The sequence below is a fragment of the Providencia sp. PROV188 genome, from assembly GCF_027595165.1.
Lineage (GTDB): Bacteria > Pseudomonadota > Gammaproteobacteria > Enterobacterales > Enterobacteriaceae > Providencia > Providencia lanzhouensis.
Genome location: NZ_CP097291.1, coordinates 2,540,731 through 2,558,957, shown reverse-complemented (window position 1 = coordinate 2,558,957; position 18,227 = coordinate 2,540,731). Strand labels below are relative to the sequence as shown.

At 39.7% G+C, this 18,227-nt stretch carries 16 protein-coding genes; 4 read left to right on the top strand and 12 right to left on the bottom strand.

The window, feature by feature from the left end; all coding sequences use genetic code 11:
• Nucleotides 1-2 precede the first annotated feature (2 nt).
• The 6 genes from M5X66_RS11710 to M5X66_RS11685 all read right to left on the bottom strand — a co-directional run bounded on the left by M5X66_RS11710 (nucleotide 3) and on the right by M5X66_RS11685 (nucleotide 5,931).
• A complete protein-coding gene (locus M5X66_RS11710) occupies nucleotides 3-845 on the bottom strand; it encodes a TRAFAC clade GTPase domain-containing protein (protein ID WP_270103560.1) in 843 nt (280 codons plus the stop codon).
• Nucleotides 842-1,864, bottom strand: a complete 1,023-nt coding sequence (locus M5X66_RS11705; RefSeq protein ID WP_270103559.1) for a TRAFAC clade GTPase domain-containing protein — start codon at nucleotides 1,862-1,864, stop codon at nucleotides 842-844. The genes M5X66_RS11710 and M5X66_RS11705 overlap by 4 nt, the downstream gene beginning before the upstream one ends.
• Nucleotides 1,861-2,892: a GTPase-associated system all-helical protein GASH gene (locus M5X66_RS11700; RefSeq protein ID WP_270103558.1), complete on the bottom strand. Its 1,032-nt coding sequence runs from the start codon at nucleotides 2,890-2,892 to the stop codon at nucleotides 1,861-1,863. Before M5X66_RS11700 ends, M5X66_RS11705 begins: the two co-directional genes overlap by 4 nt.
• Nucleotides 2,892-4,262, bottom strand: a complete 1,371-nt coding sequence (locus tag M5X66_RS11695) for a metallophosphoesterase (RefSeq protein WP_270103557.1) — start codon at nucleotides 4,260-4,262, stop codon at nucleotides 2,892-2,894. The genes M5X66_RS11700 and M5X66_RS11695 overlap by 1 nt, the downstream gene beginning before the upstream one ends.
• Nucleotides 4,263-4,626: 364 nt before the next feature.
• Nucleotides 4,627-5,454: a DUF932 domain-containing protein gene (locus M5X66_RS11690; protein WP_270103556.1), complete on the bottom strand. Its 828-nt coding sequence runs from the start codon at nucleotides 5,452-5,454 to the stop codon at nucleotides 4,627-4,629.
• A gap of 60 nt (nucleotides 5,455-5,514) precedes the next feature.
• Entirely contained in the window at nucleotides 5,515-5,931 is a 417-nt protein-coding gene (locus M5X66_RS11685) for an antirestriction protein (RefSeq protein WP_270103555.1), read from the bottom strand.
• A 555-nt stretch (nucleotides 5,932-6,486) separates the two neighbouring features.
• Between M5X66_RS11685 and M5X66_RS11680 the strand changes: the two genes are divergently transcribed.
• Entirely contained in the window at nucleotides 6,487-6,675 is a 189-nt protein-coding gene (locus tag M5X66_RS11680) for a hypothetical protein (RefSeq protein WP_270103554.1), read from the top strand.
• 130 nt (nucleotides 6,676-6,805) lie between these two features.
• Here M5X66_RS11680 and M5X66_RS11675 read toward each other — a convergent pair whose 3' ends face one another.
• The 5 genes from M5X66_RS11675 to M5X66_RS11655 all read right to left on the bottom strand — a co-directional run bounded on the left by M5X66_RS11675 (nucleotide 6,806) and on the right by M5X66_RS11655 (nucleotide 11,634).
• A complete protein-coding gene (locus M5X66_RS11675) occupies nucleotides 6,806-7,279 on the bottom strand; it encodes a hypothetical protein (RefSeq protein ID WP_270103553.1) in 474 nt (157 codons plus the stop codon).
• Between the two features lie 73 nt (nucleotides 7,280-7,352).
• Complete coding sequence (locus tag M5X66_RS11670) at nucleotides 7,353-7,982, bottom strand: hypothetical protein (RefSeq protein ID WP_270103552.1); 630 nt, start codon at nucleotides 7,980-7,982, stop codon at nucleotides 7,353-7,355.
• Nucleotides 7,983-8,093: 111 nt separating this feature from the next.
• Nucleotides 8,094-9,461, bottom strand: a complete 1,368-nt coding sequence (locus M5X66_RS11665; RefSeq protein WP_270103551.1) for a WYL domain-containing protein — start codon at nucleotides 9,459-9,461, stop codon at nucleotides 8,094-8,096.
• A 562-nt stretch (nucleotides 9,462-10,023) separates the two neighbouring features.
• A complete protein-coding gene (locus M5X66_RS11660) occupies nucleotides 10,024-11,166 on the bottom strand; it encodes a hypothetical protein (protein WP_270103550.1) in 1,143 nt (380 codons plus the stop codon).
• A gap of 234 nt (nucleotides 11,167-11,400) precedes the next feature.
• A complete protein-coding gene (locus M5X66_RS11655; RefSeq protein ID WP_270103549.1) occupies nucleotides 11,401-11,634 on the bottom strand; it encodes a helix-turn-helix transcriptional regulator in 234 nt (77 codons plus the stop codon).
• Between the two features lie 143 nt (nucleotides 11,635-11,777).
• Here M5X66_RS11655 and M5X66_RS11650 point away from each other — a divergent pair, with 143 nt between their 5' ends.
• Both M5X66_RS11650 and M5X66_RS11645 read left to right on the top strand, forming a co-directional pair.
• A complete protein-coding gene (locus M5X66_RS11650) occupies nucleotides 11,778-12,524 on the top strand; it encodes a hypothetical protein (RefSeq protein WP_270103548.1) in 747 nt (248 codons plus the stop codon).
• A 312-nt stretch (nucleotides 12,525-12,836) separates the two neighbouring features.
• The gene (locus M5X66_RS11645; protein ID WP_270103547.1) at nucleotides 12,837-13,718 is read left to right on the top strand and encodes an AbaSI family restriction endonuclease; all 882 of its coding nucleotides are present in this window, start codon (nucleotides 12,837-12,839) and stop codon (nucleotides 13,716-13,718) included.
• Nucleotides 13,719-13,874: 156 nt separating this feature from the next.
• On the opposite strand, the gene M5X66_RS11640 is transcribed toward M5X66_RS11645, so the two are convergent.
• Nucleotides 13,875-15,488 (bottom strand): restriction endonuclease, encoded by a 1,614-nt coding sequence (locus M5X66_RS11640; RefSeq protein WP_270103546.1) that lies wholly within the window; start codon nucleotides 15,486-15,488, stop codon nucleotides 13,875-13,877.
• 732 nt (nucleotides 15,489-16,220) lie between these two features.
• Here M5X66_RS11640 and M5X66_RS11635 point away from each other — a divergent pair.
• A complete protein-coding gene (locus tag M5X66_RS11635; protein ID WP_270103545.1) occupies nucleotides 16,221-18,053 on the top strand; it encodes a retron Ec67 family RNA-directed DNA polymerase/endonuclease in 1,833 nt (610 codons plus the stop codon).
• The last annotated feature ends 174 nt before the right edge of the window (nucleotides 18,054-18,227 follow it).

Below are 18,227 nucleotides of genomic sequence, written 5' to 3'. Positions count from 1 at the left end.
ATTTATAGCCCCACAGCCCATTCAATAGGAAGAGTAATATCGTAAATCTTCACCCATTCTTGTCCATCATAGACAGAAACCCACCCTCGTCCATCAGGGCCCGTTTCTAAAAAATCTTCTCGGTAAATTTTATCATTTTTTAGGTCTCCGCCCACAGAGCTTAGGCCGAATACTTTAATATCTAGTGTTTCTATATCGGTAATTCTCCCTGCAACCAGTGGAAATTCACGCTGTAAATATTTTAAGGGACCTTGCGAGAATAAATCTGGGCTTACTCTATCCCAAGCAGAGACTACAATAGATAAGCGTGGGAGATTACCATCTTCGCGCTTATCAAGGGTCTTTTCAAGAAAATGAATCAACTCGCATAACACTACTTGTGTTGGAAGACCTTGTTCTTCTACATTTCCGATTTTTTCAATAAGCTTACGAGATGTCACCCAATCAAGAGGACGAACATCTTGATCAGAATCAACTCTTATAAAAAGCAATGCTGCATCTGCTCGTTTTAATTCATTCATCCAATCAGCAGATATTTCATTATCAATTACAGCATTACGCCATAATTCACCTGAAATATCTGGAACAATAACTTTAGAGGTTGGACCCCCTTTCGTTTTAGCGACTGTAACCTCAAAATCACGGCGTGCATCGCTATGCTCTGTTCTAGGAGCAAAGCTCCCTTGAAGTATGTGCTCCGCAACTTCTAAAACAAAATTGATATCTTTTGGTTGTTCTGCCGAATGTAGGGCGCCCTGGCCAAAATCAAGCTCACGCCACAATGGTCCAATGTAGTTAGTTTTTCCAGAGTCAGGACCTCCAAGTAAGATTATTGAACGACTCATCGGTTACTCCTGTAATTAAGATAGCTGCGTTTATTATCGTCAGGAGGCTCTGCTCTCCAAAATGGGGGGCGCTCATTTTGTGAGCAAATGGAAATATTCATTAATTTATCTAACCCAAACCCAGCGGGAACTTTTTCTTGGTTCTCAGAGAAAGGAGAAACTTCAACAATTTCAGCACTTACATTATAGCGTTTAAGTTCGCCAAGTAATCGCGTGGATACATTTCCGTCAAGGGTATAAGAGTCATGATGAGTTACAACAATTATTAAGCGAGGGATTTGACTATTGAACATTGTATTAAGTCGACCAGCTAGCTGTCCAATCCGAATAATAAGGCTGCCTCGTTGCTCTTTGTTAGCAAGAATTCGACCATCAAGTACAATCCAAATTACTTCAGCTGATTTTAAAAACTCAAGCCTATCGTATCGTGAACTAGTAATTAGGGTTTGAGTCCACTCACCAGGTATATCAGGAAGAGCTATATCTACCTTTCTTCCATCTAAAAGCCTATTAAGTCTAAGGTGTAAAAACCCTGGATTATGGTCATCTGCTAGTTCGGTATGTACTGTCATTTGTTCAGGTATTTTGCCATTATTCCAATCTCTAGCACCACGGGCTATATCTTCAAAGGCAATGAGGCTCAAACTATCGGCGAAAGACCATCCATTTAACTTTGCATGTGATACAAGTAGGTACAAACTTGCAAGGCATGCAGTTTTACCAGACTCGGGATCTCCAAGAATACCGATAACATTGACATACTTTTTCTTCATTATTGCATCTAATTCATCTAATCCAAGGGAGCGATTTGAACCAAATGTATGTGAATTAGTGGGTTCAGACAAAACAGGGGAAGTTATTTGGTCTGATAAATCATCGTATTCTGGAATATCATTAGATGTAACTTCATTATCAGTATGTTGAACGGAGCGGTTTGGGCACTCACCAGGGGAATGATCTAAGGCACAAATTCCTGTTTCATCAAAAGAGCACCCATCAAATTGGCATGAACCACTCATAATTTTCCGACCCCATGAGACATCATTGTAGCGAATGTTGCCTCAAGTAAAGCTCTTTCCCCCCATTCAGAAAGAGGGCGTTTTATACTAGCTCCAGCATTTATGGAGGCACCCGTGCTCAATGCGTGGAGGAGGGGGAAAACTGTAGGATGAGCATTAACATTTTCGATTAAAAATGCCTTATTAAGTTCAGATCTATCACTCTCGATAGCTAAAAGTAACTCATTTAAATCAAGTATAGGATTATCACTTAATGTGCGTAGAATAATCTCACGATTGACTTCACAAGGAAGGTGACGTAGTAATTTTGCGCCTTCAATTCCTGCCGAAATAATGCGAACAGGTTCTTCAACTTCCGATAATCGTCTTTTTAATACGCGGCTACTTCCCGATTGAGCCCACCATAAAAAATCTAATTCTTCGCGGTCTAAGGCAGCATTATAGCGTAATGTATTAATAGAATTACTAATTGCTTCTTTAAAATTGTTAGCGATAGTATTATCTTCACCCATAGTAATATTTAAGCAACTAGGATCGGGAACTTCAAGGCGCACTCTAGCACTTTCAGCTAAATTTATGCTCCATTTAGCTGCTAGCTCAAGAAGCTCACGACGGAGTTTTTCACGTCGATCATCTTCGAGAATCGGTTGAAATGATAGTATCAACCAAAATGCAGTAGCATAGATATCCTTATTTATCCAGACACTATTGGTGTTATGGGGGCCATCTAAGAGTGAAACCATGGCCATAGCAGAACAAATACCAACATCAAGCGCACGTTCTTCATATAAGAAAGATGGGGATTTTTTTTGAATTTCATTTTGAACTTGTTCCCCTAAATCTACTGATGGGGTTCCATCCCCACTAAGTGAGTCAGAAATCATTGCAGCAGTAGAAACGATGGAACTAGATTTTTTCTCTTTTCCCCACATAATCGCCAGTGTTTTTATGGCTTCTTTTCGGGACTCTACATCACTATCTGTTATTTGAATACCACTGATTCGCATATGACTGGCTAAATTTTTCATTACTTTATTTTATCCTTCCTATCACTAATGATTTCATCGACCATACTTTTCAGCTGATTTATATTCCCATCTTTAACAATCATCTCTAGCAACTTACGTTCAAGGCCTTGGTTCATCTGCTCATCAAAGTTATCAGGCAAAGCCCCTAACTCAACTAAAATTCGAAGGCGTTCACCTTCGTAAAGGTCTCGAAAAAAATGGAACTTAGTTATTTCATAATCATGATTATTAGGTTCTTTTTTTTGTATTTCATGATTTTTAGACACTATAGCTTCTTTTTCGGCTAGAGTTTTTTCTGGTATGGGATCAGATTCAATAACAATAGGTGAGATTTCGTTTTCTATTAACGAAGAAATCCCTTTCTCAGTGGAGGCTGCTCGAAAAAAAGGTGATTGTAAACTAAAGGTTGGAGCCTTACCACCTAAACGGTTATTATCACTTTCAAAGCAAGTTCGTTTAGGATTCCAAGCCCTAGGATGAATGGTAACTAATAGTCTATCCATTTCTTCATCCCAATCAAACTCTAATATATTGTAAGTGAATGTATATACATCATTTGATTGATAAGGAACAGTAGCTCCAGCTGCTAGCATTAATAAGTCACTACCATCTTCGACATTATCTATAGTTACTTTTGGGTTATGTTCATGACCAGATATAAATACACGGGCACGACTGCGTATATAATTTTTAACTTGCTCTTCATCCTTATACCAGCTTAAGGGATGATGAACCAAGATTATATTTTCGACTCCAGAATCTCGAGGAATTGTAAACTGTCTAGCTCCAATCATTAATTCTGGTTGCTCATTATGTTCTTTACCATGGCAAAGTAAGGATGAGTTAAACCTAATAAAGCGAATACTTCGTTCTGGAGCGAGTGAAACAATCATTTCAGAAGCATAGCTTCCATCGCTATTTAGGGGACAATTATAAGCATTACTAAAGCGGCTATAGTCTTCAAACCGTGCATATAGTGCTGCACTATCACCTCTATTCTGAAGGACTGCTTCATATTCTTCTGAACCACCATCTCGAATATGATCTAATAACAGTTTACCAGAAATAGAGAGCTTCGAACGGTCAAGGTCATGGTTTCCTGGAACCATTTGGACACGGTTTTTTTCTATCCCTATTTTTTCTGTAAGTGCGTCTAACCACTTACCTGCCTCTTCATATTCTTTGCGAGTTCCAGAGTGTGCTATATCTCCTGATACTAAGATTCCTTCGACGCTCCTATTAGGGATGCTAGAAATTACGTTATAGGCGTCAGTAATTAGCTGTTGTTTAACATCGTAATGAATGTGGATACGGTCATCTTTTTCTTGACCAAAATGAATGTCAGAGACATGAACAAAAACAGCTGGCATTACAACCCCTATATTTCTAATCAATGAGTTATTTGTTTTGAAACTATGTTGTTTTGTCAAAGAAAATATCTGTTCTAAGCTCACCATGGTTGAAGATAATAGTCAAGATAGAAGGTGATTTTTAGGTTAAAAAAATAATTACTCATAAATTTAAATTACAGTCTCTTAAAAAATAAATTTTTAGAGTTTCATGTGTTGGAATCTACTTCATAAAACTTTATGAAATGAATTCGATTTAGCATTACTGAGAAAATTTTCTCAGTAATGCTATGTTTAGAAGAATAATATTGGTAAATGAAATGAGTATTTTTGCATTTAATATCCTTCGGATAGACTATTTAAGTTTTTTCTCAAATTGTAAGTGTCAGTTATTTTTAAAACACTCATATATCTTTTCAGTCATCACCCACAGTGCCTTATTCAGTTTAATATCCCCATCAATACCATTCACTGAACGCGTGCGAGCGCGCTTGCCTTTGGCATTTCTGCCCGATAGTCCCCCTTTAATTAAATTCTCCTGCAAGCGTTGGTATACAGTCCAAAGATCATCTTTCTTATCTTCCCAGCGACGATGTTGTAATACTTGCTCCTCAGTAATAGGCTGATGTTCCTCACCAAAACGATAGGTCAGAGCTGCTTGTGCCAAGGCTTGTTGTGCTGGTGGTGGTAACAATAGTGACTGCATCTGTTCACGCTTTTCAGCGACCGAATCAAAGGTTTCCAGTACCTCATAGGCCCCTTCAATCACCTTGCCAACAACATCACCTTTATGGGGTACACGCACTTCACCAAACGAATCTCCACAAACTAAACCGTTGGAGCATACTGCTCTAAAGAGTCCCGGCAACATCTGATAGCTACTCGAACCATCATGGCTATTTAAAAGAATAATTTCAGGGACTTGTATACCCGTAATTTGGTCATGGCGTCGAAGTCGTAACATGTGCTTAGTATGCTCTCGACGGCTGGTATCACGTACACGAGTTTGACAAGCAAAGAACGGATAAAAGCCTTCTTTTTGTAGGCTGTCGAGTAAGGTAATGGTTGGAATATAAGTGTATCGGTCACTTCTAGATTCGTGTTTTTCTTCAGAGAAAACACTCGGTACAGTACGGAATAATTCTTCGGCAGTTAACGGGCGGTCACGACGAATACTATTCGCCGCACCAAAGCGGGATGCTAAGCGAGTCATAGTTAATTTCCTTGAATATAAATAAGATAGGTAAAACTGAAAGATTGAATTAAGAGGGAATTAATCGATAAGATGGAAAATGGCTGAACTTTCAGGATGTTGAATGGCGTAATCACGAAGCTGATAGAAACGCTCGACTAGCAATTCACTTTCTGTTCTAAATGACCACTGGCTATACAGCATCAAGCAGACGGCGACACCTGCCGCTTCAGGGCTTAGTTCTGCTTCGTTGCCATTATGCATATTGAATAGAGTGAGTTTTTCAGGGGCCAAATCAGGATAAACAAATGCACCGCCGTTGGGTAATGTGCAGTATTCCCAATAGCCGCCAGTATACTCATCACAAAACTGGCCCATAATAGTGAAAATTACTACTTCAAATATGGCGAAGCCTTTAACGGTGCCAAAGTGGGTTTGCCAGAAACGTGTGCGTTGGTGGTTTGGGACGGGTGTTGCAGAGATTGAATCGAGTGTCATAAGAAAACCTTATTATTGATATTGAGAAATAAAAAAGCGCCAATCCCGTTAAAGATTAGCGCTGGGTGTGATAAATAATGAATTAACGTAAGCGGTTAAAAGAACAGGCTCCACAGAGAGTTAGCAACGGATACAAGGCTGTTTTTAGCAGTGCTGATCGTATGTTTTATCAATGGGGGTAATGGAATGATATTGATTATGGTATCAGCGATATCACTGACTCATTGCCAAAATCATTAAGCACGAGTGTTTCTACAAAGGGGGTTATATAAGTTGAGTGTAGTTGCCTAGCGATGCCACTACAGATTTATACGGGTAATATCTGTATAAATTCAGTAGGTTATAGCCTTCCGTTGCAGGCGCGACTATCACAGGATGATGTGGCTTAAATGTGGTATTCACTGCTTGTATTTTTATATCAAGTTAGTAACTTGTTTAGGGATAGCTGGTGGTACTCCTTATCTCGGTCAAATATCCCGAGAACCTCATCAGTGGCTTCAATGACTTTCAGGGGATAGGAGCAGCGATTCAGATCGTCTGCTGTAATAGTACTCAATGGCATCAGAACCTGTCAAGGATCCGCAGAATACGGGTCATCAAAGCCGTTATCAACTCAGTGAAAAATACCGCAACCGCTTCTCTGGCTATATTGATATGATCGTCATCATAGCCAGCGTGGCGAAAGTGAGTTTCAATAAACTGCTGTGCCTGACGGGCTCCGTACCCGTTAAGAGCCTTGCCTAAGGCAGTGATAAGCATTTTCAAAAAGGACATAGTGAAACCTCAGAGCTACCAGTAGTAGCCTATAATAAAAAACGTAGGGGAATGTGAGCACATCCGTTTCAGACAAAACGGATGTTGTGAGGCGCTGATATTAATCCGCAGTGAGGTTTGTGCAAACTGACATATCAGCGAGTACCTTATGAATATTGCTGGCGGAGGGTGTGAAACGGGCTACTTTTTTGTTGTTAATCCAGACTTCAAACGATGTTGCTTTTCTAACAGCATCAATGAATGATATCCATGCATTATCCCCATTACGCCAGCCTAAAGACGGGGGAACACCATACTGTTCATCGCTGGTAACCAGCGTGATCTGGGTATTTTCGTCATGTGAACTCAGTATTCTTCCATCCGGTAATGTGACCAGTACACTGTGTTGTAATACCTGAGTATCATCGGGATTACTGGTACAGCTAATATTCAACTCAGTGTCCTGTGAATCGGTGATGATATACTCAAACACACCCATGCCGTAGCCGGAACCCCAGATATTGGGTACGGCATAAGCGGTGGGGACAGCACTCAGCAGCGCAGCTGTGAGTGTAAGATATGATAATATTTTCATGGTCTCTCCTTAATTATTACCGATAATTTAAATAGTTAATGATAGTATTTATATTCAGAGCCTTACCCCTGATTTATCGTGCGCGAAACATAGACAGAATATCGATAGAATAAAAATTATTTAATGATAACTCTCCCCGCTGAGCTGCATACACTCTTGCTATAGGGCGTAATAATTTATCTCCAATATGATTAATGACTCGGCTCACCTCTGGCGTATTACTGACTTCAGTCACCACCTGTCCCTTTGACTGATAGAGAGTATATTCTACCGTACCCGTGACTTGCCTAGTTTTTGCCATATCAATAGCGGTTTTATTCACATTCGCGATAAAACTTTTATTATTCTCGTAGCTGGGTTCTTTCATCGCCCTTTGGTTAATGTCATCAATCCGCTGTTTTAAATTGTTATTTTCATCATCGGATAGCATGGCTGTGAGATGCACTTTGCAAGTTAACGATTTAACATTCGGATTGCTATCAATAGCGATAGGGTTATCCCAAGTTATCTTCACCACATGACTCGTTAAACCAGACTGACTGTATGGGCGGAATGTTCTGAAGTCGACTTTATTTAAAGCGTTACTGACAATAACCTCGTTAACTGATTTTAGTACCTCTTCGTTTTCACACGAAAAATTATCTCCGCATCCCGTAAGGGTAGAGACGATGAGAAGAAATATCGCTGATTTAAACATTTTCATTTAATAATCCTTGATCCGAATAAATTGATTTTTTGGGGGGTAGGGTTGACCAGATATTTCATTTCTTCTTTTTTAAGAGATTTTGAATATACCTGCAGAGTGACAATTAACTTATTTATGAATAATCCCGCTGATGTAATCAAAATGAGGAAGAGCACGCATAAATCTCGGATCCTGCAGGATACGATCAATATGCCTGTTCCGTGCAAAACTGCTGGTGGTCATCACCACATCGGTAATTGCTGAGAGGGTAAAAACCTGAATACGATCCTTTGATACTGCCGCCAGATACCACTCTCCGTCGTGGCAAATGAGCCTGTAAGGTGCGATTGATGACTGCAGATGTTCACGATGAAGAAAACGTATGAGACGGTTACGGATGATGGACTGAACAATGACCTGAAAACCGTCAAATAATGCAGGAGCCTGCCGTGGCGGATCATTCCAGACAATACAGGGAGGGTCCTGACGGTTATCAAGTAGTACTGAAAGCAGTTTAGGATCCAGAACTGGAAAATAATGCGCCACGCTGGTTATCTGAGCAAAGCGCAGAATATCACTGTTAGTTCGGAAAGGTCCTCGTGCATCACGGAGACTAACGTGACCGTCGATATATTCAGTGTCGAGATAACGTAGACGCTCACGCAGGTCGCGCTGTACCGTACGACCAGAAACGCCAAACTCTTGTGCCAGTTGACTAATGTTGAGTGATTCGCCCATAAAGAGACGGCTGACAAGTATAGCGAGACGTATGGCTAACCTGTCATAGCGGTGTTCCTGTTTAGGCATGATAAATGCTCCCTGCAGAAAATAGCCGGACCAGCCAGCGGTCGGCAAAAAGTGGATTAACGGGAAATATGTCGCTGATAGAGTCAGGTCACGATAATGCAGACCGGTATGGTGATTTGGTATGGCGTGCCAGAAATGTTGAAAATCATTTATGCTGAACTGAGTGCAATGGCAAAGAGATCGGCGATAGCAAACCTGATCCGTGATGCAACAACTACTGTGCCCCAGATAGCGATGCCACCCGACATTTGTGGACTGCATGGTAGAAAGTTCCAGTGCTGCTAGAAAAGAGGTTCGTAACGCTGTTTGTATTACCATGATGATAAGATGAGGTGTTGGGTTGGTTAGATCAAGTTGTATATTGCGGGAAAAGGTAGCCAGTTTTTCTTGTGTCATCTGGTCCAAGCTCTTCTCCAGTAGCTTCATTAACAGAGTGAGTTCAATGGCTTCGGTGGAACTTTTTGCGTTGTAGTTCACATCGATCTTTTCGCATACATCTTCGAGGATATTCCAGTAAGCCACTCCTTGCCGCAGAAGGGCCAAACTCATCAAGGTATTCACGCCATAGTGTTGAATCTCAGCAGCGATCTGTTGCCAGTAACACTGATAATTTGGTGCCAGCAAACGGCGCTCAGTGTTGCCAGTTATGCGGGTATGATCGCCACAGGAGGCGTGACGGTAAACAGCCATTGCTTGTCCTCAGTCAGTATGGTGGAAAGACCATACTGTAAGGGAGAGTGATGCACAGATATGTCGTTGAAAATGGCTAATATATGTTCTGTCCTCAGGCTCATGGACAAGGTGTGTCTGAGAATATAAAAGAATTAGCGGATAATTTTTAGCGTATATGGATGTTAAAAATATAATTCATGAGTTATTTTATTTATCAGTTAGTACTTATTCACAGTGGTAATATATATTTCAAATTTTCATGGTTATATATAGGATTATAATTATTTGATTATTAGTAATGACTAATTTTTAGCGTATTGTTATTCGACTGATTTTAGTGTTACTCCATATCTTGCGATGTTGATTTTTATTAATTTAAGATTGTTCTGTATTTGAGTTGGCAAGAAAGATGGCATTGCAATATGCTCTGCCATCTCTTTAATTTTTTAAATCCAGACCTTTTTGAGTTAACATAAAGTCGGATTTTTCCATTTTGCAGTTTAAATAAAGCCGGTAAAGTTGAATGTAAGTTATCAATAGCAAAGTATTACTTGTAGATATTTTCTTAAAGCCCTTCTTGCTATGGGGTGACTAAAACACCATACTTGTTAAGTGGCGGCACTGAAAAAAAAGAGTTATAAAATATATTACATGCTTCCTGATCATGTAAATCCAGATTGAAATAATTGGACATATATTGATCTAGTATGTTTTGATAATAATCGTAATTTAAACTCCTTTTATATTTTGTCTGAAACATAATGTTTTCTCGTAGGCCGGAAAATGTATAAATAAAATGATCTTTATCTCCATTTAACATAGCGTGAAAAGAGGCAACAGCAAATAGCTCCTTTGCAGGACCAGCAGATATATATGCATTATTTTCAATATGATTAATTGAGTCTCTTAGCTGTTCAAGACCTAGGCGCGATGTTTCTTCCTTTAATAGCTTTAACAATGGTGGATTAGTATATATATTGGTACCAAATAAACTATGCGATACCTCGGCGGAAGCAAACGTTACCTGTTTAGCCGGAAATAGAGCTTCTTGTACTTCAATCTGTCCGTATTGCTCTATAAGTGCCTTTAAAAGCGTGGATTTGACGGGAGTAGATGGTCTTACCCCCTTAATACCACTAAGCTTTTTACTAAAATTGTCAGTAGGTACAGAGTCTTTCATCTTCCTGTTAATCAACGCTGGGGCAATAATTATATTTTCTACGGTATTACTCCCTCCTTTTGAATTAGGATAAATATGGCATAGTTCTAACTCAAGCCAAGGAATAAGACGTTTTATCGAGTCAGTAACTCTGCGCCCATTTATTGTGTTATATGCCTTCTGGTGAGTTGCTTTACGCTGGTATAGCCGAATAAGGTTAGTAATATCATCCGGACTGTTGATACTCCCCAATCCAAGGGGATTATTTTTGAGTATAGACTCTACATTAAGCCAGTAAGAATGTTTGACTAGATTAACAATGCCATTATCATCAATCAATCGTCTAGCTTTATTACGATGCTCATTACAGCAGTAGCGATGATTACGGGTATTAGATAGACTTTTACCACAAGGTGGATATTGACATGTTAATCCTCGCTTAATGGCTCGCCTATCTGCATTGAATAATCTAAGTTGGTAATGGTCAGAGCATAAACGTAATTTACGCTCATCAGGCAGTTGACCTATTAAGGATTCACAGTTATTTCGTTTACAAATAGCCATACTGAACTCTTATTAAAATAGTTTATATTGGCTGATGAAGTAAGTATATTTTATAAGTATTAATTTAGAATCAATATACTAATTAGTAGGCTAGCGCTACCCACTTCAATTAATAAGACATACCTGTCTCAAATGAAGTAGAAACACACTAGCAAACCAATAATTAATTCCAGGAAATTAATTTGCTTATTCATCAAATTTTATTTGCTAAATCGGAGGCATGCAATTCGATATTTACGTCAGTTCCTCAATAGCAGATGCTGATACCAAATGGCGTTTCAACAACCATTCATCCAGTTCAGACTCAAGCCAACCGACAGACTGTATACCCAGACGATATTGTTTGGGAAATGTACAGTCATAGCGTGGTGACTTTGGATTGAGCCAGTCATAGATGGTTGAACGGGCGATACCAAGTTTGTCCGCGACCGCATTCATACGTAAGATTTTTATGGTTTGTGTCGTCATATGCGTTTGTTCCTGTTAGGTCCTGTATGGATAGGACTACAAAGTTACAGGGAGAACTCGTAAGGTGAAATATGTGAAGGTATGTATTAAAATACATTTACTATATGTATATTCACTTTCCAATAAAACTATTAGGTAACAATATGATGAATAAAATCTTTGAAAGGATAAAAAGTGAATTTGATTTATTTATTACTAGATTAGATACAAGTGGAATTCGCACGATAGAGATACTTGATGAAAAGGTAGTCCAGGAAATGGAGCGGATACGTCTAAATTATGATGATCTAAACCAGGCCAGAGAATACGTGAAAGATAAATATAGTGATATTTATCATTGCGTTAATATACGTAGAAACTACGATATAAACGGCTATTTGTATTGGGCACGGCTTAACTTTTACTGGGGAGAACATGAGTGGAAGCAAGGAGACCAGACTGAGGGAGTATGGTTTATGGTACAGGCTACAAAAGCTCTTGCTTTATGGCAGGGGTATCTTGATGGATTGGATCGTCGTGAGCATGAGGAGTCGATACAGCAACGGCGGAAAAGTAGTGGATCTAAAGGTGGTTTTAATCGTGCGGGACGTTATCAGCCCGTGAAAGAGGAACTTATCAGGTTGCTCAAAGACGAAAAGCCTGAAACTGGTTGGAAAACAAAGCGCGACGCTGTTGATGCTATAGAACCTAAGCTGTGGCGTTTTATTGATGGCCCTTATAGAAAAGCATTTAACAAAGAAAATATACAGCGCCGTAAGGCCTTTGAACTAGAAAGAAAGCCTTTCAGCATGGTCAGAGAAAGTTTAGATCGTACTATGCTGGACTGGTCAAGGAATGATGAAGCAATCAAAAATGCATTTCAACAGGTTGTTTGTAGGGAAAGTAAATAGGCTTATGAGGTGGGTGACGTTAGTGTTGTGTGATAAGAGTCATTTTAAATTTATTTTCTGATGGGAACCTAAAATAAGACAGCTATAATTAGATGGCCAAGTATGAGTGAGGAATGGAAGTTAGCACGATGGTAGCGCGTTAACCAGTAAAGGCTTCCTCAAGAAGTGGCCGACAGAATTTAGACGGATGTAACTACAGTGCTAAGTATTATGGTGATGATATATTTACTATTTTGATACTACGCTTGCGAATACAGGCGTCTAAGTTAAGTCTTTTGTCTGGCTATTTATTTGTTTTTAAATGGTATTAACATGAGTAAAGATGACTATATTCTTCGGGCACTATCAAAAATCTCTCATAAGCGCTGGGAACACTACATTATCAATCGCATTTTTCACAGGTTGAATGACCCTGACCTTGAGTTCGTTTGCCAGCAGTGTATTCGAAAGGAAGGGCGTTCCGGAAAAATTTATCTTGCAGACCTGCTTTTTCCACAGCTGAAGTTGTATCTTGAAATAGACGAGGCGCACCATGATGGCGATGAAGCTAAAGTGGCTGACGGAATCCGCCGTTTGGACATCATGGAAGCGACGGGATTTATTGAAAAACGAATTCCAGCTAATAACACGACACTGGACAAGATTAATCATCTTGTTGACGAATTCATCCTTCTTGTTAGGGATAGAAAAGCCCAACAGGAAGCGCAAGGAGTGTTCCATCCTTGGGACTATGGCATCCGTTATACCGCTAAAAAGCATATTGACGAAGGCGTTATTGAAGTGGGTCCTCACGCAGTATTCCGATATCACAAGGATGCTTTACAGTGCTTTAGTTATGGAGATAAAGGACACCACCAATCAGGTAGCTGGCGGGTACCTGAGACTGTTGTAAAGGCGATTGGTTTGGGCGGAGATGTGATGGTTTGGTTTCCGCGGTTGTATAAGGCAGGGGAGTGGGACAATTCACTTTCCACTGATGGTGATCTGATAACGGAAAAAAGTCTTAATCCAACACGCAACTATAGGGAAACGTGGCGTTATCGTATCGTAATGGCTCACTCTCGTGATGAGCTGAACCGGACACTATATCGATTTCTTGGTGTTTTCACTCAAGATGAGCAACTATCATCTGAAGGTGTTAACGTTTTCAAGCGGGTAGATACACGCATCAAGGTTTATACAACACAAAAGTAGCTCTGCATTTTGTCGCTTAGCCATAATTAAATCTCTTGTGGCGTTGAGATTTAATTATGACTGTTAAAATACTTGAATTACTCGACTAAAAAGCTCGTGCTGAATTTCTATTCGTGAACATTCGCTACAAGCATTAGTCCAAGTTTGGAGCGGTAATTAAAAGTTGGGATTGATACGTGCTGATACTCCAGCATGCTCTTTTAGGAGGTAAAGAAGCCCGCCGCCATCAATCAGTTCGATTGGTTTATCTTCGCAGAAACGATATGCATCTTTACCGTATTGACTTGTACACACCAAAATTCCTTTGTTAGCCCCTTCATTCATCATTGTCCCATAAAGATCTCTAACAGAGCTGACGCCAACGGTGTCTTTATATCTTTTAGCCTGAATCACCACTTTGCCTCCGAGGATCGGACGAGTGTCAAATGCCACTGCATCAACGCCCCCATCTTTTGTACCTCTAGTGAGTTTGGTGTCCAGTCCCATTTGAGTGAAAAGATTTGATACTAATACCTCAAATTCTGATGGTGAAAGTTCCATAAGGTTTGGTCGTGTTTCGAGGGCAGATAAAGCGTCGCCTTGTTCAATAAAGCGTTTATCAACCATGTTGAACTCAATAATAGGTTTTACTGCTTGAAGCTCATCTGGCCGCCCTGAAACTTGTGCGCCTAAACTTCTAAGGCATGCACTCTTTTCGACCCTTCCCAGTTTTATTTGCATGAAATCGTCCTTGTGAGCACGGGCAGATACTAATGTGACTTTGGTGTCATGTCCGCTTGTAGGATCGATAGTTTCGATTACACCGTTAAATAAAACTGATGTTAAAGCAGATGCCTTGTCAGCTTCGAAAAGCTCATGCATTGTACGGAGTGTGATCGCGGCGATTATGTTCTGATAGAGTTCTTTGATCTCGCTAATCTTTCGCGCCTTAGCATCAATAGCATCTCTTGATTTGATATATCGGTATTCTAACTCGCGTGGAACTACTGCAATTTCAGGTAAGTTGTATTCAACTACCAACTCTTTGCTATCAGGTAAATAGGCCAACCTAAAGGTTTGAGGAAAGCCCTTCTCAGGATATTCCGACCGTGTTAATACCATTTCACAATAAGTCAACACGCTGTCAGGATCGCAGTTGAGATAGTCTTGCTCAAATTGGTCAATTTCGTCGTGTTGACTTTTTATTTCTTCAAGATAAGCAGTTTTTCGGGTCTGATACTCAGCAACTAAAGCGTCAAGCTCAACTTTCTGATTTAAGAGTTTAACTGAATAATCTTCCTTATTTTTATTGAAAGATTCTTCTGCACTCTGTAACTCTCGATAATATTTGTTCTTTACCCATGGGAAAATAGTCATCCATAGGGCTGGAGCGTTCACGACTTTCATCTCAGGTTCAGGGTCTGGTAAGAGATGTTTGGGTGTTTTGAAGTCTTCGAATTTTGGGCGTTTTTTTAATACCGAAAAATCAATTGAATCGTCAAATTCGAGAGTATGTTCCAGAAGTGTAGAAAGCGCAGTGATATTCTCGGTCAGCTCAGCGTTTAGATCGGAAACTTCATCTTGACGTTCTTCCAGATACATATTTTTTGCTAACTTATCAGCCTCTTTTTGCTCGCGAAGTCTCTGAGCATTATCACGTTTTATTTCGCGTTCTATACGGCGAGCTTCGGCCAAATAATGACGTTCTGCTCTCTTACGCTCACGCTCTGCTGCTGCAACGGCTCTGCCTGTAGCTCGTATAAAACCTTCAAATCCTGATCTCCGTCCCATTCTAACTCCCACAGCCTCCAACCGAAAGTTCAATCTGTAATAAGTGAAATTGCCTCAAGCAACCGTCCATTTAATTAAGCGCACTTAATTTATGCTATATTAGTATCAAGCCAATCTATAATATTTAAGAAAAGCAATCTATAGCATTTAAGAAAACTAATCAGTTTATATCTCAAAACATGCAGATTTGTTGCCTTCTGACTCCATTGGTCACTGCAAACCATTTTAGCTACTTTCGCTCCTAGTATAAAACTACCCATCTGAAGCGTCGGCTGGTCTGCTGTGAGCGAATAGCGGACATTTGATTAGTGTCATTAATTACATTTTCTTACTCCATCTAACCCTTATGAAGTATGTAAAAAGCAAGGTGAAAAGCTCCGCTTGCGGTAAATCGTACTCGGTTAAAGCCTCCGCTGCTGGAATTTTACCGAAAGGAAAGAAAAAACATCAGGGGCGGTCAGGTCGTGAAATGTGAACAACGTCCCTCTGTACAATAAGCAGATGCTGCTAAAATCACAAAATGTCAGTTGGGCAGGAACACAGAAATTGCAACCCGCCCGATTTTTGATATATTAAAGAAGGTTTATGGGCAGATTTTGGTTCGCGTTTCGCGAACAGTGAAAAAAATGTCCGGTAGGATTGCCCTTTCAGGAACTTATTATCCTGGCGCTTCTTAGATTCTTGTCAAGTTTGCGTAAGAGTGCCCATAAACCTTTTTAAAGGTGACGTATAGTGAATAGACTTTTATTATTAAAATCGGCAAAGACAAAGCCTGATTTAGCAAGGATTTTAGGTGTAAAACCTTCTGCATTAACGCATTGCTTATATGTCATTAAACCTGAAAATCAATATGTACAATTCGAGATCCCCAAGAGAAACGGGGGTAAAAGAATTATCAGCGCTCCCTCAGGAATGCTAAAAAACCTGCAATCCTCCCTTTCAGATTTATTACTTGACTGCCTGGATGAAATTATCTTTCTAAAGTTCCCCGATTCAGAGATAACGAGGCAAAAAGCAAAAAACTCTCTTTTTTTAAAAGTGAAGTGCTCTGGTTCAGAAACAAAACAGCCCTCGCTTTCGCATGGATTTGAAAGAAAACGTTCAATTATTACCAACGCAATGATGCACTTAGGGAAAAAGCACGTCTTCAATATTGATTTAGAAAACTTCTTCGGTAGTTTTAATTTCGGAAGAGTGAGAGGTTTTTTTATTAAAAACAGAAACTTTTTGCTTGAACCAGAAATAGCCACGGTGATTGCAAAAATAGCCTGTTATAATAACGAACTGCCTCAGGGCAGTCCGTGCTCACCCGTCATTTCTAATTTAATCACTCATGCTTTAGATATTAAATTAGCGGCGGTCGCCGCAAAACATTCATGTACGTATACGAGATATGCAGACGATATAACTTTTTCAACTAGAAAGGAAAATTTACCCTCTTCTGTAGCGAAATCAGATAATCACACTTTTGTTGCAGGTAAGGTCATCAGAAGAGAGATTGCCCGTTCAGGATTTTCGATTAATGAATCTAAAACGAGGGATCAATACAAAGACTCCAGGCAGGAAGTTACGGGGTTAGTTGTAAATAAAAAACCAAATACTAAAAAAGAATACTGGCGGCTTGTGCGTGCTCAGTGCAATCATCTGTTTAACACGGGTGAGTTTAAAGAGACGATAAATGGCGCTGAGGTGACTGGCAATATTCACAGACTCGAAGGGAAACTGACTTTTATTGACCAGGTGGATCATTATAACCGGCTTCGTCAGGGCGAAAAGTTAAATCCTAAATATTCTTTAAAAAAAGACGCTATTAAAAAGCCAACAAGGCGTTATTTACATACGTCCAGAGAGACAACATTTAGTAAGTTTCTTTTTTATCGCTGGTTCTATGGTAACACCAAACCTACGATTCTTACTGAAGGTCAGACTGATAATATTTATTTAAAGTCAGCAATATGGCGGCTCGCAGTCCAATTCCCTAAACTGGCAACTGGGAGAAGTGCCACAGAGCCTTATAAGGCTTTGACTCAGTTTTTCAAATATAATGAGCGAACCCGATACTTATTAGAGCTTTTTGGTGGTGGTGATTATCTGAGGGATTTTGTAGACAGTTACAAAAAATTGTTTAATGCTTATAAAGCACCGAAACCATCGCACCCAGTAATTATATTCGTAGATAATGACACCGGGCCTAATAACCTGATTAATAACGTTAAAAGAGTTAAGGGTATTGATATTTTCCCGGCGGCTGTAGATGTGGACAACATCCGTCAGTCTGAATTTGTTCATATTTTTTGTAATCTTTATCTGGTGTTCACACCTCAGGGGGCGGGAGGCTCTGATACTGATATTGAGTATTTCTTTAGTGATGCTGATAGGCTCAGGGAACATAAAGGAAAGTGTTTTAATACGGTCGCCGCCCGAGACAAAGTTAATGACCTCAGTAAAGAAGCATTTGCGACGCATATTGTTAAGACGCAGAAAAGTATTATTGATTTTTCACGGTTTACTCATCTTTTAGAACGCATAGAAAAAGTGATAGATCACTATAATTCAATAAAGTGATCTCGCTTATAGCAGATAGATATCAAATCCAGATACTGGTAATGTTTTGATTTCTGGTAAATTGCGGGTTTTACCGAATGCGGTCGAATAGGAAAATATCAGCCCGATTTTGGCACTAAACTAATCATAAATAGAACTGAAGGGGCTGGTTTGAGTACAAGCAGAAATTAACAC